We start from the raw sequence: 18,275 nt of genomic DNA, 5'->3' as shown, positions 1-18,275 counted from the left end.
TTGAAATGGTCTAATTTGTTTATTAAATTAGAAAATTTCCCTTTTATAACTTATTGAACCTCTATCACTTACTAACTCCCCCCTTGAGGGGGGGGTAGGGGGGATGTTTTGAGAATCAGTTGATTACAGAGCTTGCGAAACTTAAGTTATAATAATCCTATTGACAATATGTTTATTAACGTGTGTTCGATATAACGAAAGCTCCCACAGATTTTCATGAATCTCACAGATTTTCTATGTTTGTGCAATTGTGCTGTTGCGATTTACACAGATTTTTATAAGGCCAAAGGCCTTATTTATCCGTAGAAATTAAAGAGTTATACTTAGTTGTTGTGTTATTCTCTCTGTGAAAATCCGTGGAATCTGTGGGAGAAGAAATATAATTTTGGTTATGTCGAACTCACGTTTATTAAGATTGATAGATGATAAAAAACAGTTAAAATTTCAAAGGATTGCTTTTTTGTGTATATCTTTGTAGGAGTAATTAACCCATAAGCATTCCATCATGAAAAAAGTATTAGCCCTTTCCTTGGTAGCCCTATTTCCCTTTATCTTCCTCAAGCTCCCTAATGAGGAAGTGTCAGCTGGTGTATTAGCTCCTATTTTCTTTGCTCTTTTTGCCATTTCTTGTATCACAGAAATCTATAAAAGAGTAAAGCACAAAGAAGAAAACATAAAAAATTCTTAGAAAATTATTTGACTTTTGCTTTTAGAAATCGTACCTTTGCAAGACTAAGTTGATTTGTCACCTTTTAATCTTATAACCTATGAAACCATTTTTAAGAAAAGATGCCAGAAGTTTTTACTTTATATTCTGTATAGTTTTCTTCTGCGCCGTTATTATCTATCGCTTAGTATATAGGGAAACTCCCTTACTGAACACTATCCTCTTAATCTTGACAGCGCTGCTCAATGTAGCTTCGGCAGGCTTCTCCCTCTATGAAGTGAGAAAAAGAGAGCTTAAATAGTAACAAATGACGAGTGACAAGTCACTAATCCTCTATGGTATTAGTCATTTGTCACTCGTCACTAGTCGTTTATCACTAGTCATTTGTCACTTGTCATTATTTTTCGAGCGCTTGCTTAAAGTCGGCAATTAAGTCTTCTATATTTTCCAAGCCTACCGCCACACGTACAAGGGTTTGGGTAACACCACGGGCTACCTTCTCTTCTTCGGGAAACTCGGTATGAGTATGGGTACTGGGGTGCGTAACGAGTGTCTCTACGCCTCCTAAGCTCACTGCAAAAAGGGCTACCCGAAGCGCCTCAAAGAACGGCTTTACCTTCTTCTCATCCTTCATTACGAAAGAAAATACAGCACCTGCTCCCAAGGCTTGGCTCTCTTGGATAGCCTTACCTTTATTGTTTGGCAGGGTAGGGTAATATACCCTCTCCACAGCAGGGTGTCCCTCAAGGAACTCTATAAGTTTGAGAGTATTGGCTTGAGCATAGTCCATACGCACCTTGAGTGTCTTGATGCTACGTATGAGCAGCCAGCTATCAAAAGGAGAGATGAGTGCTCCTATGGCTACCTGAGCAAAACTGATTTTCTCGGCCAAGGCATCATCATTCACAACCACTGCTCCTGCAATAATATCATTATGTCCGCTGAGGTATTTGGTAGCACTATGCAACACCACATCGGCCCCTAGCTCTAAGGGACGCTGCAAGTAGGGTGAGAGGAAGGTGTTATCCACTATGGTCAGTAGTCCGTGCTGCTTGGCTATGGCCACTGTCCCGCGAATATCGGTTACATCCAACAGCGGATTGGAAGGCGTCTCTATAAAAATCCCTTTGGTATTGGGGCGTATGGCTTTTCGGATATTGTCCAAGTTGGTCGTATCCACATAGGTCGCTTCCAAACCAAATTTGGCGAAAACATCCTTCATAATACGGAAGGTACCCCCATAGATATCCAAACCAAAAACAAAGTGATCTCCCGCTTCAAAAATGGTAAAAAGCGAGGTAGTCGCCGCCATGCCTGAGGAAAAACCAAACCCATGTCGGCCACTTTCCAGCTTGGCAATCAGGGTTTCAAATTCCTTGCGAGTAGGGTTGGAGACGCGACTGTACTCAAACTCTTGAGTCACTCCAAACTCATTAAGCGGGAAGGTAGAGGCCATATTGATACAGCTACCCCACTTCTCATTGGGGTCACCTATATTGCGAATCCCATGTATAGCAGTGGTTTCAAATTTCATACGATAGCAATTTAAAATAAATGTTTTTTATAAAAAGTCGGTGCAAAAGTACAATTTTTTTCTGAATCTGCAAAATGAAAATATATTTTATTTTAATCAGCAGAAAAATAGAATGTTTTAGGGTAGAAGTATAAAGGGTTAGAGGGTCTTAGCTACAATTCTTAATGCGAATAATGTTTTAATTGTTGATTCGCATTAAAAACTATTTTTTCGTACATTTGCACCACAAATAATTGCTATGAAAACTATACCCCTTTAATCCTATAACCCTATATTATTAATGACTAAACTCCGTTCTTTTTTCAGGCAATATGCCTTTGAGTGGCTATTACTCATCTTTTCGGTAGGGATTCCCTTTGCCCTGGATATGGGGCCTGCCTTCTATGGTATATTGGCAACCTTTTTTATTTTTCTTACCCTCAGAAGGCTCTGCTACTGGGCATTCTTTGCCGTATTCCTTTTTGTACTGATTACCTGTGTGCTCTTCCTGCCACAGATCATCTGGTTCGGGCATCCTCCTGCTACCATGATTGGAGCTTTCTTTGAAACAGACTGGCAAGAATCCAAGGAGTTTGTCCAGTCGCTTCCACTCTATTCCTACGCCTTTTCATTGCTTACCCTACTCTTTGGGGGCTATATCCTCTATTTAGGAAAAAAGAAGTCCTATGCTCGCGGTCGCAAGCAATCCATTGTTACACTTGTTATAGGTATATTGGCCACAGGGCTGACCCTCTATCGTCCTTTGGCTAAGATGAAAGAATACCACGCTTTCAAGTGGTCTGTCTCTCGTACTGCTATTGTAGCCTTTTACGCCTCTATCTATGACAACATACAGGAATACCAAGCTATGAAGAAGGAACTAAGCAAGGGAATAGAGGGCACCCCCACTTGGCAGATTAGCAAGGTTAGCCCCCCTTACCAAAACTATGTTTTGGTCATAGGCGAAAGCGTCCGCAAGGACTATATGCACCTCTATGGTTTTCCTCAGGAGAATACGCCCTTTTTGGACAAGGTGCATGGCACAATCATTGACGGCTATACTGCTACAGCCCCCAATACCACTGCCTCTCTCTTGCGCTCTTTTGTACAGATGAAGGGAGAAAAGGACTTTGTCTATATCAACAATATCATTACTCTGGCCAAGGCTGCTGGCTTTGAGACTTTTTGGTTCTCTAACCAAGGAATCTCTGGCAATTGGGATACACCTATCGCTAAGCTGGCTTTCTTGTGCGACCATAAGGAATTTACCAAAAAGGGTGACTATGCCTCTATGAACTATCACGACAGTATTTTGCTACCGCTTTTACAACGAGCACTCCAGCAGAAAAGCCTTTCGCCACGCCTTTTTATCCTCCATACCATGGGTTCGCATGTCAATTTTGAAGCCCGCCTAGAGCATCCCATTCATTTTGACTATTACAACCGCAAGCTATCGGCTTATATCCAAACCATCGAACAAACCGATACCCTACTAAAAGGAATCTATGAAGCCTTACAGCGACAAGGTGCTCCCTTTAGTATGCTCTATTTCTCCGACCATGGCCTGATGACCCAGGATAGAGCCTCCATATTTGCCTCCCTTACCCATGGGGATACCTCGCCCAACAAGGCCTGTTATCGGGTACCCTTTGTACTGCTCTCAAGCGATGACGCTGCACATAAGGTACTCAAAGTAAACAAGTCGGCTTTTTACTTCTTAGACGGCTTTGCCCAATGGCTCGGTATACAAGAGGCTTCTCTGCGCCCCAACTACGATTTTCGCTCCACAGAAAGTGATACCCTAAAGGTCTTTAACCAATATGAAAATGTGCCCTTCGATGGATTGAAAGAAGACGAGATAGTGACGAGTGACGAGTGACAAATGATTAGTGACGAGTGATTAGTCGTTAGTCACTCGTCACTTGTCACTAAATTAAGGTTTTTGGGCGATAATGGCCACTGCATCTAGGTTCTCTTGGTGTTTGCGGAAACAGGCCTTCATCTTCTTGACCCGTTTTCTTATCTCAGGGAAGCGTAGCAGGTTGAAAGTAACCAGCAGTACCCTGAGCCAGCCTTCGTCCTGAATCATACGGCTACGCTCCAAAAGCAGCATGGGGTTGTGTTCTACCTTGATTACCTTAAAGCCTTGTTCTTCCAAGAGAGCTGTCCACTCGGCTGTTGTCATAGGGCGGGCATGTACACGAATGGTCTCGCTTAGCTCCTTGAATAGGTCTTCCTTAATCTCTTCAGAGACCTCATCGGGCTTGATACCCAGCTCATGTATACCATAATAGCCGCCACTCTTGAGGATACGGAAGGCCTCGGCTATGATGGCCTTTTTCTGATCAAGAGGCTGCATGGTGAGCATAGCCTCGCCATATACCCTATCGGCATAGGCATCGGGGAGGGTGCTTTGAGCTGCATTGGCATTGATGATCTTTGCCTTGTCGTACTTGATACGTTTGCGTGCAATGGTAGCTGCCTGATCATTCAGATCCACTCCCGTATAGCTTTTAGGACGATAACCACAGGCTATATTGGCCGTAAACCCCAAACCTGGGGCAAATTCCACTATATCATCTTCGGGAGTAATTTTAAGCCCCGCAATAAGTTTTTCGGTGAGTTCTCTCCCCCCTGGGCGCAATACACGTTTACCCAATTTGGCGAGCATCCAGTGCCCCTGGTGCTCATTGAATTTATTTTCGGTATTCATAATGCATGATTTTTCATGCCACAAAGATACGAAAAAAGACCGAATAATCTTTATTTATTTTAAACAAAAACAACAATTAATGACAAGAGACGAGTGACTAACGACTAATCACACGTCATTTGTCACTCGTCACTTGTCACTCGTCACTTGTCACTTGTCACTCGTCACTTGTCACTAAAAAAGTAGTTCTCTATACTTGGTCATTGTCCAAAGCTCGTCATCTACCATCAGTTCCAGTTTGTCGCAGTGGCGGCGGATTTGCTCAAAGAAGGGCTTAATCTCTTGGCAATAGGCCTGAGCTTTGGCCTCCAAATCAGCAAGCTTATTGATGCGCTTGCGTGCCTCTACCATTTCGGATACCTTGCTATGGATGCCCTTGATATGTTCGGAGATATGCTCTATAAGGTCTAACTGCTCGAAGGCTACTTCTTGGAAGTGCTCACCGAAAATCTCCTTAAGTCCTCTCACGTTCTCTATCAGTATATTCTGGTAGCGCACCGCAGTGGGGACGATATGGTTACGGGCTATGTCTCCTAATACCCTTGCCTCTATCTGTACGGTCTTGATATACTCTTCCAAGGCGATATCGTAGCGGGCATGTAGCTCCACAGGGCTGAGTACCTGCATTTCGGTAAAGAGGGCGATGGCCTTCTCGGTGATGTTCTCTTTGAGGGCGTCGGGGGTAGTCTTGTGGTTGCTTAGGCCACGCTTTTGAGCTTCTTCCTCCCAAGCCTTGCTATAGCCGTCTCCTTCGAAGAGAATGGGCTTGATACTCTGGGCATAGCCCTGTAGCACCTTGAGAATGGCATCTTCTTTCTTCACTTTCTTATTACCCGCTTTAAGCAGCGCATCCACCTCTCGCTTGAAGTCGGTCAGCTGCTTGGCCACCATGGTGTTGAGTACCATCATAGGTTTGCCACAGTTGGCATTGGACCCCACGGCGCGGAACTCAAACTTGTTGCCTGTAAAGGCAAAAGGCGAAGTACGGTTGCGGTCGGTAGTATCAAGGAAAAGGTCGGGGATTTTGCCCACTACATTGAGCCTTAGCTCGTCCTTGTTCTTCTGGATGAAGTCCTTGCCCTGTGCCTGTTGTAGACCGTCGAGCACTTGGGTCAGTAGTGCCCCTATGAAGACGGAGACAATCGCAGGGGGCGCCTCATTGGCACCCAAGCGGTAGTCGTTAGTTGCCGAAGCTATCGAAGCCCTCAGAAGCGGTTCGTACCTATGTACAGCCTTAATTGTACAGAGGAAGAAGGTGAGGAATTGCAGGTTGCTCGAAGGACTCTTGCCAGGAGAAAGCAGATTCACCCCCGTGTTGGTCACCAGCGACCAGTTGTTATGCTTGCCCGATCCATTGACCCCAGCGAAGGGTTTTTCATGGAAAAGCACAGCAAAGCCATGTCGTTCTGCTACTTTGCGCATCAGGTGCATCAGTAGGGCATTTTGATCTACCGCGAGGTTGGCCTCGGTGAAGATAGGTGCCACTTCGAACTGACTGGGTGCCACCTCATTATGTCGGGTCTTGACGGGGATACCCACCATAAGGCATTCCTGTTCCAAATCGCGCATATATGCCAATACGCGGGAGGGAATAGCCCCTAGATAGTGGTCTTCGAGTTGTTGCCCTTTGGCTGCCTCGTGCCCCAAGAGCGTACGCCCTGTGATGAGTAGGTCGGGGCGGGTAGCCATAAGGGTTTTATCAATAAGGAAATATTCCTGCTCACACCCTAGGGTATTGGCTACGCTCTCCACCGCGGGGTCAAAGTAGCGCGCAACCTCCGTGGCAGCCTTGTCCACAGCCATGAGGGCTTTGAGCAAGGGGGTTTTATTGTCCAAGGCCTCCCCTGTATAAGCGATGAAGATGGTCGGGATACACAGCACTGAGCCATAGACAAAGGGGGGAGAGGACGGATCCCAAGCCGTATAGCCACGTGCCTCAAAGGTATTGCGGATACCTCCGTTGGGAAAGCTAGAAGCATCGGACTCCTGTTGTACGAGCTGGTTTCCTGAGAACTGTTCTATGGCGCGGTTGCCCGCGATAGGCTCGAAAAAGGCATCATGCTTTTCGGCCGTACCCCCAGTGAGGGGTTGGAACCAATGGGTATAGTGAGTAGCCCCGCGGCTGATCGCCCAATCACGCATGGCTGTGGCCACCTGATCGGCCACATGGCGGTCTATCTTGCAGCCCTTACGAATGGAGGCCATCACACTCTCGAAGGCCTCGCGTGTCATACGCTGGCGCATCGCCTCCTCATGGAAGACATTGCAGGCAAATAGCTCCGAAGCACGGCCCCTCTCGGCCACCTCTACGGGTTGTTTCTTTTGCACTTCAGCTAAGGCAGTAAAGCGTAACATATATTGATAATTAGTTTTGAGTTTTGAGTTTTAAGTCTTGAGTTTTGAACTTTCTATCGCTCTGCAAATATACGAAAATAATGACAAGTGACAAACGACAAATGACTAATAACAAATGATGATCACTTGTCATTAGTCATTAGTCGTTAATTATGCCGTTCTTTCTTAGAAAGTAAAGCCTATCTTAAGGGTTGGTGCAGCCAAAACACTGAAGTTATGGTTGTCGGCAGAGCGACTTCCTACGTTAGGTTGTGGCTTAATAGTGTGTACCCCATAGGTATAAGCAAGCGGATCTATTTGTACGCCTACAAAGAAGGTATTTTCTACTAAGTAGTAGTCAGCTCCTACTGTAGCGGCGATACGAGCATTGAAAGCTTCCGCTTGGGAGTAAGCCTCCTCATAGTTTGCTGCACTATTAACATAGGCGAAGCCTACACGTGGCCCTACATACCATACAAAATTTTGGTTGCTTTTGGCATGGAAGTAGCGATCTGCACCTAAGGATACTACAGCTCCAAAGGAATGAGACGAAGGCACTGTAGCGTATTCTGGTATTACTGTACCTACCCCTGTTTTCTTGCTATAACCAGGATTTTTGGTAAAGTTAAATCCTGCAGAAAAGTTCAGTTTCCAAGTATTGGAGAAGAACCAGTTACCATCCACTCCTACAAGTGCATTTTTCTCTGTCCAGTTAGCCACAGGAGCGGCAACTGCATGTGAAAGAGCAGGTGCAGGTGCAGGCGCTGTAAGGTAGTTGTTATAGCTAAGGGTAGCAGCAAGGCTTACCTTGTTCTTAAGTGGAGAGCTTACCGCTTCCTCTCCAGCAGGCTCAGCAGAGGTTGTAGGCTCTGTGGTTTGCTCTTGTGCTTGCGTGTAAGACCATAAAGTAGGAAGAAGGGCGATAGCTAAAAGTTTTGTTATTTTCATCTGTACTTTTTTTAAGATTAGATAATAACAGAAAGTGACTCCTGAAAGTGGTGAGGAAGCCCACTTTCTGTTATTAAAATTCCTTTAATTATTCCCCACTTTCTTATTGTTGTACGCCAAGAGCAGTAAGTTGAGCTTTCACGTAGTTAAGTTGAGCTGTATAGAAAGCTACCAAAGATTCTTGGTTTGTTTTTATAGCTGTCTGAAGAGCTACAGTAGCATCTTTAGCTGCTGTATTTCTTTCATTGGTGTTAAGAGCTGCTCTACTGCTATTAGATATAGCATCTTTAAGTCTAGCTTCTTCAGCTTTTAAGATAGCTAATTTTTCATTAAGTGCTTTTACTCTTGCAGCTTTAGAAGTAGATTCTAATGTCCCATCGTTTTGTACTAGAGTAGTAGCTCCTAAAGTTCTCAAAGCAGATATTTCAGCATTTAAAACATACCACTTAACTTCAGCAACCTTTAGAACTGCATATTTGTCTGCCAAATCAGCAAGTTTGTTATTGAAGGCAGCAAGTACATCATTGGCTGCTGTGATATTAGCAGCTGTACTCAAAGCAGTATAAGCCTCTCTTCTCTTTGCTTGAGCGGTACGTACTTTATTTAATTTTTGTTGCTTAGTTGTTAAATCATTTTGAGCATTTGTTAGCGCTGTTTGTAGCCCAACATTTGTAGGATCTGCTGCTAAGGCTGCTCTTGCTGAAGCTACTGCTGCTTCGGCTGCTGTTACAGGAGTAGTCGCTGCGGCAATCTTTCCTTCTATATCATTTAGCAAATCAGGCAAGTTTTGTACTTCTAATGCTTTAAAAGCAAGCTCTTCTGAATAAGTATATCCTTGTTTTACAGGTTTTGTTGCGCTACCATCTCTTGAAACAGGAACATTTCTATTTATAAAAGCAGTTCTTGTTTGGCTTTCATAATCCAAAGGAGAAATATAGTTGACATTTTTGAGGAAATTGGACACATTGATATATGTACTCTCATCATAAGGATAAGTAATTGTACTATATTTTGCACTATATACATAGTCTTCTACACCATACAAAGTAGAGAATAAAGTAGTAGCCAATAAGTCATTAGTAACTGCTTTTTTAGCAGCAGCTCTTGCATTGTCATAAGCATCTTGAGCAACAGCCAATTCTTTTTCTAATACTTCCAATTGTGACTTCTTCTCAGCCAATTGATTACTAAGCTCTACTACATTATCTCCAAGAGTAGTATTGTTTAGTATCTCAAGTTCTTTTTGTACGGCTACTTGTCCACGTTGGTTAGCTTCCAAATTGCGCTCTGCAGCAGCTTTTGCCAAGTTGTAGTTTTCTTCTACTTGTGTCTTAGCTGCCACTAGGTCTGCTTTTTCATTGTTAGCTGCTGTAATAGCTGCTTCAGCTCCTTTTACAGCGCTTTCAGCATTTCTAAGGCCATCAATAGCATTTTTTTGTTGTGTTAAAAGATCGTTAATCTGTGCTTGTTTTGCTGTTAGTTGACTAAATTCTTCTTTGCTGTTAGCAAGCTCTTGTTTTTTCTTTTCAAGATCTGCTAAGGCTTTTTCTTCAGCAAGTTTTTCTGCTTCGCGAGTTTCTTTAGCTGTGCGAAGATTTTTTGTGCTTTCGAGTTCTTCATCCTTTACGCAGGAAGTAAGAAGGAATGCTCCAGAGAGCAGGAGCACACTAAGTGAGGTAATTTTTTTTCTCATCTTTTTTAGAATTAAATATTAATTATTAAACGATTATATACAATATTATAAAGCTACATGTTTTTTTCATGTAATTTTACGGAAGCAAATTTATAAATTATATTTGAAAAAACAAAAATTTAAAATAGTTTTTTATCCTGAAATAAAATATTTTTGTAGCTATTATTTCTGTAAAATAAGAATATTTTTACTACTTAACGAAATTTATAAATTTTACTTGTTTTTCAACACCCTAATGAGGCAATTTGTCACTAGTCATTTGCCTCTAGCACTAGTCACTTGTCACTATAAAAGTTTCTTCTTCGCTAAGCAGTGGTTCTCCTCGCATCCTTAGCAGGATTTGGGCAACGGTAAGGGTGTCACGCTCGCAGTAGCGGCGGATACGCGCTATATCTTGCTCTACATAATATACGCGCATGACTTCGCTGCCGTCTATGTCGTCCTTGGGGGAGGGAATCCCAAGGGTATAGGCCAAGAGCTTAAGAGAGGTGTAGTGCTTGTAGTCGCCAAACTTCCACAGTTCCAAGGTGTCCAAGTGAGGCACCTCCCAGGGTTTCTTTCCATAATATTGTAGCATCTTAGGGATAGGCAGTCCCTGCACCAGAAGGCGGCGAGCGATAAAGGGGAAATCAAACTCCTTGCCATTGTGGGCAGCCAGCAGGTTGTGCGGCCCACTGAAGTGCTCCTGCAAGAGCCTAGAGAAGGCCACGAGAATCTCTGGTTCCTCTCCCGAAAAAGAGCGCAAGCGGAACTGTCGCTTGCCGTCGATTATTCTTAGGTAGCCTACCGAGATGCAGACAATCTTGCCAAACTCCGCCCATATCCCCGCTCGAGGGTAGTAATCCTCGGCCGAGGTCTCCCCACGTATATAGCGCGTCTTCTCCTCCCATAGCACTTGCGCCTCCAGTGGCGCCTGGCTATAAGAAGGGTATAGGGGAACGGTTTCTATGTCTAAGAATAGGATATTTGTCAATTGTCAATTGTTAATTGTTAATTGTTAATCATCATAATGACCATAACAAGTAAGCATCAAGACTTTCTTTTCTTCATTTCAGTTCTTTTACTTTTCTATGTACTTCTTCACTGCTGATACCTAATCCTTGTTTTGCTTGTTCTCTTGCAGCAGCTATCTTTCTAAGATCCTCTGCAGTGAGGTTATCATCGTCCTGTTGATAGTATTTGGCTATATTTATCAGATGATTATATTCCTCTATTGGCAATACTGCATAGAGTGTATTTCCCTGTTCATCTGTAAGAAAACGAGGAGTCGCAAGTGGCAATACTGTTGGTATAATGATTGATGATTAATTCTCCCGCAAAGATACAACATTTAATAACAAATAGCAATATACACAAAAAATAAAAGAGAGCTTGCGCTCTCTTTTACCAATTCTAACCACAAAATCTAATATATGAAAAACAATTTATTTCCCCTTTGTTTTCGGGTGCAAAGGTACGACAATTTTCTCTCATAACAATAGATTTGTATCATTTTTTTCTATTCTATTATAGAATTTATCAATTTGCCAACAATTAGCTAATAAGACCATTTACCTCATTGACAAATTGGCTTATTAGAACTGAATCTCTGTTCCTAATGTAGTGTCTACTCCATCATTATTCTTTGGTTGTATTGCATTTCCTTGGGCGTCCTTGAGGGTGTAGGAGAGAGTGTATGCGCCTGCTTTAGGATAAGAGACTTTACCACGATAGAAATCACGTTCGTAACGGAGAGTAGCGGTAGAAAGCACTTCTGCACCATCCTTAGCCTTCACACTTACTTCCACAGTCCAGTCGGTTACTTTAGGGAAGTTCTTCATGCTTTCCATTTTCCAAATACCTAAGGCGATTTCGTTTTCACCTACTTTGGGGCTTTCAGGAGCCACTAAGGCATAGAGGTGCGCCTGTCCCTTAGGCTTAGTCTCAGAGAAGAGCTTAAAGCGGTTCACTGTACCTAAGGCTTTGTTAGTCTGTGGTTTTACCTCAAAGTCTAAGCGCTTAAGCTCGTAATCCTTACCAGCTACCTTAAAAGTAATAGTACCAAACCACACCCCTGAAGGGCCTGTTACCATTTGGAAGAGTACTTGTGACTTCCATACATTACCTTCTTTGGCCAAAGCAGTATGGGGGCAAGTATGGGTGTGCATGATCTCTTTGGAGAAACCACCTTTGCCATCACCCTTGAACATATCCATCCAAGGAGTGAAAGTAGCCGCTTCCACTGCCACTTCCTTACCTGCGGCATCCAAAACAGAAAGGGTTAGGTCGTTATAGCCCATGACAAAAGTACCTGTTGTATTTTGTAGGCGTACGGTATAGGCCTTTTCTTTATCATCTGTTTTGGCCTCAGCTACAGTTTTAGGTGCTTCTGGTGTAGGCACTGGGACGGGTGCGGGCTTATCATCATCTTTTTTACAAGAGAATAGTGTAGCAACAGCCATGGCTGCTACTAAGATATATTTGATTTTTTTCATTGGATTTTAAATTTAGAATTAATTATGGAATTCATTGGTTATAGGGTTGTAGTTTTAACCATTGATTGCCATAATGGGAGGGTGTAGCCAAGAGAATGTGACCTCTTGCATAGTAAGAGAAGTATAATAATAGCAATGACTCACATGGATAGGAAAATCGGCTAACTCCCACTGGGGAATCTCCTGAAAGAAGACCTCAAGCAAGGTAAAGACCTTCTGCTGGGAAACAGGCGCATCGGTTTGCTCTTTGGTCAGCTGGGCAAACTTGCAGGCACCCTCACAATGCAGCTGCGGGCGCGCTTTATTCTGGCAATAAGCAGCCACAAAAGCCCCCTTGCTTAGCAGAAAATACGAGAGGTAATATCCGCTAAGTATCGCATTGCACAAGAAGACAACGCTCAGGAGAATCGCTATGCTACGGGCTGCCTTTTTCATCGCTACAAAGATAGCAAAAAAAAGGACATCCAACGCATTTTTAACACCTTAGGAACACAAACCAATAGTTCTTCCCTATATTATAAAAGAAACCTATAACACACCCCTCTAACTCTTTCTCTTACAAGTGCCTATACATATCAGCCGACAAAGATAAAAAATACAACTTCTCTAGGGGTGTTAAATATACAAAATCACAAAAAAATAACAAAATATATAGCCTCTATTTTAAAAAAAAAATGTAGATTTGCATGAACTTAAAAACACATTAGCCATGACAGGAGCAGAATTACAAGAACTACTCAACAAACATTGTGAAGAAATCCGACATGAACTATCTGGTTTTCTTTTTTATGGAATCCTAAGCTGTGCCGATGGGACTACCTTGGCCAAGGCCTCTGGTAATGACGAGGTTGCAAAACTCATAGAACAGGGTTCTGCCTTTCACCTTACCATTATCAATCAGATAAAGCAAGTGGTATCTAGCATCAAAACTTTGGGGACATTGGAATTAGACTTTGTGCTTATCGAAACCAACAAAATCACCTTCATGATGATGGTCTCTGGACAAGGAAAATTCTTCTCCATCACTGCTTTAGACAGAGAAAAAGCCAACTTGGGTATCGCACGAGCACTGATTACCAGAACTAAAAAAGAATATGGAGATATGCTCGATAGCTTCTTTTAATGATTAATGATTAATGATTAATGATTAATGCCATTATCATTAGTGGCATTAATCATTGATCATTAGTGGCATTAATCATTAGTGGCATTAATCATTTCTAAAGAGTTTTCCGTACTTGGTATATAGAAAAATAGCGCAGAGGAATCCTGCTGAAGCCATACCTGCCCCTACCAGAGATGGGTAATTGGCTGTATATCCGTGGTCTAAAGGCTTACCTCCGAGGTAGGCTCCTAGCGTATTGGCCAAGTTAAAGGCAGCCTGCATAAAGGCAGCCCCCATCATTTGGGCTTGAGGAGACACACGGAACATCATCATATTCAGCGGCGCTCCTACCGACATGGCCACCACGGCACAGACAAAAGTCAAGCCCCAGGCCAACCAAAGTAGGTGAGAGAAGAAAAATACGATAACCAAAACGCTGATCATGGCAATAAAGACGATAACACTGGCGCGTACCAAGTGTAACTTATCAGTAAGCCAACCACCAAAGAAATTCCCTACTACCATACCCAATCCCACTACTATCATCAGCGTAGGCATTTGACTCTTAGGCAATCCTGCATGATCCAGCATCAGCGGCTCTATATAGCTCAGCCATGAGAACAATCCCCCACAACCCAAAGCTGTAATGACAAGCAATAGCATGGAAGGCACCGAAAAGAAGTGCTGCAACTCCTTCCAAAGGGTCTTATCCTTATCATAATCTACCTTTGGCAAAAACAAGAAAATACAAGAAGCGGTGATAAGCCCCAAAGCGGCTATCATACCCATCACAGGGCGCCAACCTAGTATCGTCCCCAAGTGGGTAAATAGTGGAATCACTAGCAAGTTGGCTATAGTCAGCCCACCAAACATAACTGAAATAGCCATAGCCTCCTTGTCCTTGGGCGCCAGTTGCTTGGCTACAATCGCTCCCACCCCAAAGAAAGCTCCATGGGGCAGCCCCGAAAAAAAGCGAGATACCAATAGTAACGAATATGATGGCATCACCGCAAAAAGCCCGTTAAAAAGGGTAAAGAGCAACATAAGAGTAATAAGCACTCGCTGAGGCTGAAAGCGAGTACTCAGCCCCACAAGGGTAGGGGCTCCTACCACCACTCCTATGGCATAGGCCGCAATAAAGCGCCCCACCTGACTATCACTCAGGGCAAGGCTCTCCCCCATGGTGCGCATAAGCCCCATAGGCATAAATTCGGTACTTCCTAAGGCGATCCCTCCTATGGCTAAGGGGAAAAGTTGGCGTATCATTTTCATTGGTTTATCTATTTAAAAAGGGCTGCAAAATTACAACTTTCCTGACAAAAGTCAAGAAAGAAAAATTTTTTTTGCAAAAAAATAAGAGGCTACCCCCTCGGATAGCCTCTTGCAAACACTTGTATAAACTTTAATAAACGTTCTCACTCAATTGCTCTTTGATTCCATATAGCTTATGAGCGATACTTGCATTGTACTGCAAGTCATCTATACGGAGGATAAAGCCTCCGATAAGCTGTGGCTCTACTCTACTCTCCAAAGTGATCTTTTTACCACCACTCAGGGCAATGGCCTTCTGGACAAACTGTGCTTTAAGGCTTTCGGGCAGTTCCACAGCAGTGGTTAGGTATGCGGTAGTTTTTCCCTTATAACGATTGTACTGGATCACATACTCGCGTGCTATATCATAAAGGTCAGAAACACGCTTATTTTCCACCAGTATCTCTATCAAAAGGTTCAGTATAGCCGAACGCTGAGAGAAGACTTCTTGTAGCACCTTATGCTTTATCTCCATTCTCACTATAGGAGAGTGCAAGAGTGCTCGAAGGTCTGGGTTCTCACGTACGACCTCTACCAAGGAGGATATCTCTTGAACAAAGTTATCTTCCTCGTGCTTCTCTATACTATAGTCTAAAAGCGCTTTGGCATATCGCTTGGCTACTTTGCTGGAGTTTATCATTTGATGTTAATTTCGTTCAACAAACTTTCTACGAGTTTCTCTTGTTTCACCTCTGAGGCGAGTTCCTTGGTAAGCACTTTCTTGGCAATATCCAGAGAAATGTTGGCGATCTGCTGTTTGATATCAGCTATAGCCATTTTCTTTTCACTCTCTATAGAGGCTTTGGCATGGGCAAGTAGCTTTTCACTTGCTTCGAGAGCTTCGTCTTTGGCCTGAGAGACAATACGTTCCTTGATCTCGCGAGCTTCCTTGAGGATGGCCTCACGCTCTTGTCGTGCCTCGGCCAAGAGTTTCTCATTGTCTGCCTGTAGGTTAGCCATTTCTGCCTTGGCCTTATCGGCAGCCTCCAAAGCATTATTGATAGAGGTTTCACGCTCTTTCAAGGCCTTGAGAATCGGCTTCCAAGCAAAGGCTCGAAGTAAGAGTAATAAGCAAACAAAGACAATCAGTGTCCAAAAACTAAGACTTTCAGGATGGATGATATTCATGTATTTTTATTTTTCTTTTTCGTAATGATTTCTTGGTTTTAAAGAACCGTTCTGTAACCAACCGTTACAGAACGGTATTCCTTGTCTGCGGCTTAAGCTTTTACTAAAGCAACTACCACAGCGAAGAGGGCAACCCCTTCGATAAGTGCCGCAGCAATAATCATTGCTCCCTGAATCTTAGAAGCTGCTTCTGGTTGGCGAGCAATTCCTTCCATAGCGGAAGAACCAATTCTACCAATACCAATTCCTGCTGCAAGAGCTGCAATACCAGCTCCAATTCCTGCTAATCCCATAATTTAATTTATTTAATGTATTAATGTTTACTTGTTTTTAGAATATTCTTTCTCTATCTTAGTGATGTTCTTCGGCTACTGCGCCTCCTATGAACAAGGCAGAAAGCAAGGTGAAGACATAGGCTTGGATAAAGGCCACCAATAGCTCCAAGATACTAATAAAGAGCGCAAAGGCTACCGATACTGGAGAGACTAGTACAGTCTTAAAGGTAAAGATAAGCCCTACGAGGCTCAAGATAATGATATGCCCCGCGGTAATATTGGCGAAAAGTCGGATCATAAGAGAGAAAGGCTTGGTGAGCATCCCAATCACTTCCACAGGAATCATAATAGGTGCCAACCATACAGGTACCCCTGGAGTGGCAAAGATATGTTTCCAATAGTGACCATTCCCACTGAAGGTTGTGATAAGAAAAGTAAGCAAGGCCAATGTCCCTGTAAATATAATATCATTGGTGAGGGTACCTGAGATAATAGGCACCAGCCCCAAAAGGTTTCCTATCAGAATCAAAAAGAAGACTGTCAGCAAATAAGGCATATAGCGCTCGTACTTTCTGTCGCCTATATTAGGACGGGCTATGTCATCGCGAACAAAGACAATGAGCATTTCCAAAAGATTGGCCAAGCCCTTAGGGGCTTTAGGGTTTTTCTTATAAGAACGCGCTATAGAAGTAAAGGCAAGCACCATAAGCAGTGCAATGAGGAAAAGTAACAATACATTCTTGGTTATAGAAAAGTCCAAGGGGCGTGCATTGGTTACTTGGTGATTTTCATCGTAGAAGAGACGTCCTTGGGCATCGGTGTAGTAGATCTGCCCATGTACACGCGTAAAATATTGGTTTCCTTTGGCCACCACCACAGCTCCTTTGTCATCGTGATGAAATTCGCTAGAGAGGAAAGTAACCAAGCCCTGGTCTGTCCAAAGGATAATAGGCAAAGAGAGACTTATAGGATGCCCTTTCCAGTCAAATAAGTGATAATCGTGAGAATCGGCAATGTGTTCCATCACTATGCTTGTGTAATCCTCCTCTTGTCCCTCAGTAGGGGTCTGGTCTGTAGACGCCTTCCCCGCAAAAGGAAGCACTAACAGACTTAAAAACAGCCACTTACTAATGATTTTTCGTATCATCTTTTAGTAATTATTATTGATGTCGCGTATATTTTATTTCGAGGTACAAAGATACACTTTTATTTTTACTTTTACTTATATTTTTTATTTTTTTTAAGAACAGCAAAATAATGACAAGTGACTAGTGACAAATGACTAGTGACAAATGACAAGTTATTAGGCGTCAGACATTGTAGCGTACGTTTTTTCCCTTCGGGGGAAAGGGGGATAAAAAAGAGAGACTTCCCATCCCTGGAAAGTCTCTCTCTTTAGTTATATCCTTCTTTGGACATTTGTCTCTTGTCACTCGTCGCTTCTCACTAACGATAAAGGGTAAAGTGTCCTTTGAAGGTTCTGTTGTCATCAGGTTCGTTAAGGCGTAGGATAAACCAGTAGTCACCTGTTGGAAGGGCTTCGCCTCCGTAGGTACCATCCCACTCTTCTTTGTTGTTGAGGGTGGCTATCTTTCGTCCATAACGATCGTAGATCACTGTCTCTGCATTCGGATAGCTGGCTAAGTTAAGCGGTGCCCATGTGTCATACTGGCCGTCTCCATTCGGTGTGAAGTAGTTTGGTATCACTACATCCACAAACTCTTTGTACAAGAATACCGAATGTCCGCAGGCCTCCTTGCCTCCATTCTCTTCCTTAAGCTCGCCCTTGCTGTCCTCTACATATACACGTATCTTCTTCTCTACCTTGCCCGTATCTGGGTTCTCTTCTTCATAGTCTGTCTTCTGTACAAAGTAAGTTACCTCATCGCCTGCCTTCACATCCTCTACCTTCTGTACATAGTGGCTCTTGGCTTCCTCTGCCGTATGGTACTGTGCTGAGCAGAAGTATACCGTGTATCGCTCCTTACCTCCTTCTACCTTCACCTTCAAGAGGTTCAAGTCGTTAGAGATACTTGTATTGGTTATCTTCACCGGTGGATAGTACTCTATGTTCAAGTCGCGTACTGACTCACAAAGCGGTGCATCCGACATGG

General features: G+C 43.2%; 19 protein-coding genes. 4 read left to right on the top strand and 15 right to left on the bottom strand.

All coding sequences use genetic code 11. From position 1 onward, the window contains the following. The first annotated feature begins 505 nt into the window (after window positions 1-505). Complete coding sequence (locus HMPREF1154_RS11525) at window positions 506-688, top strand: hypothetical protein (protein ID WP_009642775.1); 183 nt, start codon at window positions 506-508, stop codon at window positions 686-688. A 79-nt stretch (window positions 689-767) separates the two neighbouring features. Continuing rightward, window positions 768-968 (top strand): hypothetical protein, encoded by a 201-nt coding sequence (locus HMPREF1154_RS11520; protein WP_009642774.1) that lies wholly within the window; start codon window positions 768-770, stop codon window positions 966-968. Between the two features lie 96 nt (window positions 969-1,064). On the opposite strand, the gene HMPREF1154_RS11515 is transcribed toward HMPREF1154_RS11520, so the two are convergent. After that, the gene (locus HMPREF1154_RS11515) at window positions 1,065-2,201 is read right to left on the bottom strand and encodes a trans-sulfuration enzyme family protein (RefSeq protein WP_009642779.1); all 1,137 of its coding nucleotides are present in this window, start codon (window positions 2,199-2,201) and stop codon (window positions 1,065-1,067) included. 280 nt (window positions 2,202-2,481) lie between these two features. Between HMPREF1154_RS11515 and HMPREF1154_RS11510 the strand changes: the two genes are divergently transcribed. Then, window positions 2,482-4,059 carry a phosphoethanolamine transferase gene (locus HMPREF1154_RS11510; RefSeq protein WP_009642771.1) on the top strand — a complete coding sequence of 526 codons (1,578 nt, stop codon included), beginning with the start codon at window positions 2,482-2,484 and terminating at the stop codon, window positions 4,057-4,059. 54 nt (window positions 4,060-4,113) lie between these two features. On the opposite strand, the gene HMPREF1154_RS11505 is transcribed toward HMPREF1154_RS11510, so the two are convergent. The 8 genes from HMPREF1154_RS11505 to HMPREF1154_RS11470 form a co-directional block, all read right to left on the bottom strand. Next, the gene (locus tag HMPREF1154_RS11505; protein ID WP_009642765.1) at window positions 4,114-4,893 is read right to left on the bottom strand and encodes a class I SAM-dependent methyltransferase; all 780 of its coding nucleotides are present in this window, start codon (window positions 4,891-4,893) and stop codon (window positions 4,114-4,116) included. Between the two features lie 174 nt (window positions 4,894-5,067). Then, window positions 5,068-7,248 carry a glutamine synthetase III family protein gene (locus tag HMPREF1154_RS11500; RefSeq protein ID WP_009642769.1) on the bottom strand — a complete coding sequence of 727 codons (2,181 nt, stop codon included), beginning with the start codon at window positions 7,246-7,248 and terminating at the stop codon, window positions 5,068-5,070. Window positions 7,249-7,413: 165 nt separating this feature from the next. Then, a complete protein-coding gene (locus tag HMPREF1154_RS11495) occupies window positions 7,414-8,175 on the bottom strand; it encodes a BT1926 family outer membrane beta-barrel protein (protein ID WP_009642772.1) in 762 nt (253 codons plus the stop codon). Between the two features lie 103 nt (window positions 8,176-8,278). Then, window positions 8,279-9,868: a hypothetical protein gene (locus tag HMPREF1154_RS11490; protein WP_009642773.1), complete on the bottom strand. Its 1,590-nt coding sequence runs from the start codon at window positions 9,866-9,868 to the stop codon at window positions 8,279-8,281. A 271-nt stretch (window positions 9,869-10,139) separates the two neighbouring features. Then, a complete protein-coding gene (locus HMPREF1154_RS11485; RefSeq protein WP_009642770.1) occupies window positions 10,140-10,841 on the bottom strand; it encodes a 3'-5' exonuclease in 702 nt (233 codons plus the stop codon). A 73-nt stretch (window positions 10,842-10,914) separates the two neighbouring features. After that, entirely contained in the window at window positions 10,915-11,148 is a 234-nt protein-coding gene (locus HMPREF1154_RS11480) for a hypothetical protein (RefSeq protein WP_009642776.1), read from the bottom strand. Window positions 11,149-11,442: 294 nt separating this feature from the next. After that, the gene (locus HMPREF1154_RS11475; protein WP_009642763.1) at window positions 11,443-12,342 is read right to left on the bottom strand and encodes a hypothetical protein; all 900 of its coding nucleotides are present in this window, start codon (window positions 12,340-12,342) and stop codon (window positions 11,443-11,445) included. A 54-nt stretch (window positions 12,343-12,396) separates the two neighbouring features. Beyond that, window positions 12,397-12,777, bottom strand: a complete 381-nt coding sequence (locus tag HMPREF1154_RS11470) for a hypothetical protein (protein WP_034567451.1) — start codon at window positions 12,775-12,777, stop codon at window positions 12,397-12,399. 274 nt (window positions 12,778-13,051) lie between these two features. Between HMPREF1154_RS11470 and HMPREF1154_RS11465 the strand changes: the two genes are divergently transcribed. After that, window positions 13,052-13,465, top strand: a complete 414-nt coding sequence (locus HMPREF1154_RS11465; protein ID WP_009642764.1) for a hypothetical protein — start codon at window positions 13,052-13,054, stop codon at window positions 13,463-13,465. An 87-nt stretch (window positions 13,466-13,552) separates the two neighbouring features. On the opposite strand, the gene HMPREF1154_RS11460 is transcribed toward HMPREF1154_RS11465, so the two are convergent. From HMPREF1154_RS11460 to HMPREF1154_RS11435, 6 genes are all read right to left on the bottom strand, one after another. Further along, window positions 13,553-14,719: an MFS transporter gene (locus HMPREF1154_RS11460; RefSeq protein ID WP_198004489.1), complete on the bottom strand. Its 1,167-nt coding sequence runs from the start codon at window positions 14,717-14,719 to the stop codon at window positions 13,553-13,555. A gap of 130 nt (window positions 14,720-14,849) precedes the next feature. Then, entirely contained in the window at window positions 14,850-15,398 is a 549-nt protein-coding gene (atpH, locus tag HMPREF1154_RS11455; RefSeq protein ID WP_009642761.1) for an ATP synthase F1 subunit delta, read from the bottom strand. Continuing rightward, window positions 15,395-15,886, bottom strand: a complete 492-nt coding sequence (gene atpF, locus HMPREF1154_RS11450) for a F0F1 ATP synthase subunit B (protein WP_009642767.1) — start codon at window positions 15,884-15,886, stop codon at window positions 15,395-15,397. Before atpF ends, atpH begins: the two co-directional genes overlap by 4 nt. 92 nt (window positions 15,887-15,978) lie before the next feature. Next, window positions 15,979-16,179, bottom strand: coding sequence for an ATP synthase F0 subunit C (gene atpE / locus HMPREF1154_RS11445; protein ID WP_009642766.1), 201 nt, complete (start codon window positions 16,177-16,179; stop codon window positions 15,979-15,981). A 58-nt stretch (window positions 16,180-16,237) separates the two neighbouring features. Beyond that, window positions 16,238-17,308: a F0F1 ATP synthase subunit A gene (atpB, locus tag HMPREF1154_RS11440; RefSeq protein ID WP_009642762.1), complete on the bottom strand. Its 1,071-nt coding sequence runs from the start codon at window positions 17,306-17,308 to the stop codon at window positions 16,238-16,240. Between the two features lie 299 nt (window positions 17,309-17,607). After that, window positions 17,608-18,275 (bottom strand): T9SS type B sorting domain-containing protein (locus HMPREF1154_RS11435; protein ID WP_009642777.1); only part of this gene is annotated, 668 nt, incomplete at its 5' end.

The sequence above is a fragment of the Capnocytophaga sp. CM59 genome, from assembly GCF_000293175.1.
Classification (GTDB): domain Bacteria; phylum Bacteroidota; class Bacteroidia; order Flavobacteriales; family Flavobacteriaceae; genus Capnocytophaga; species Capnocytophaga granulosa.
Note: the sequence above shows the minus strand (reverse complement) of the source record. Positions and strands in the feature narration are given on the sequence as shown.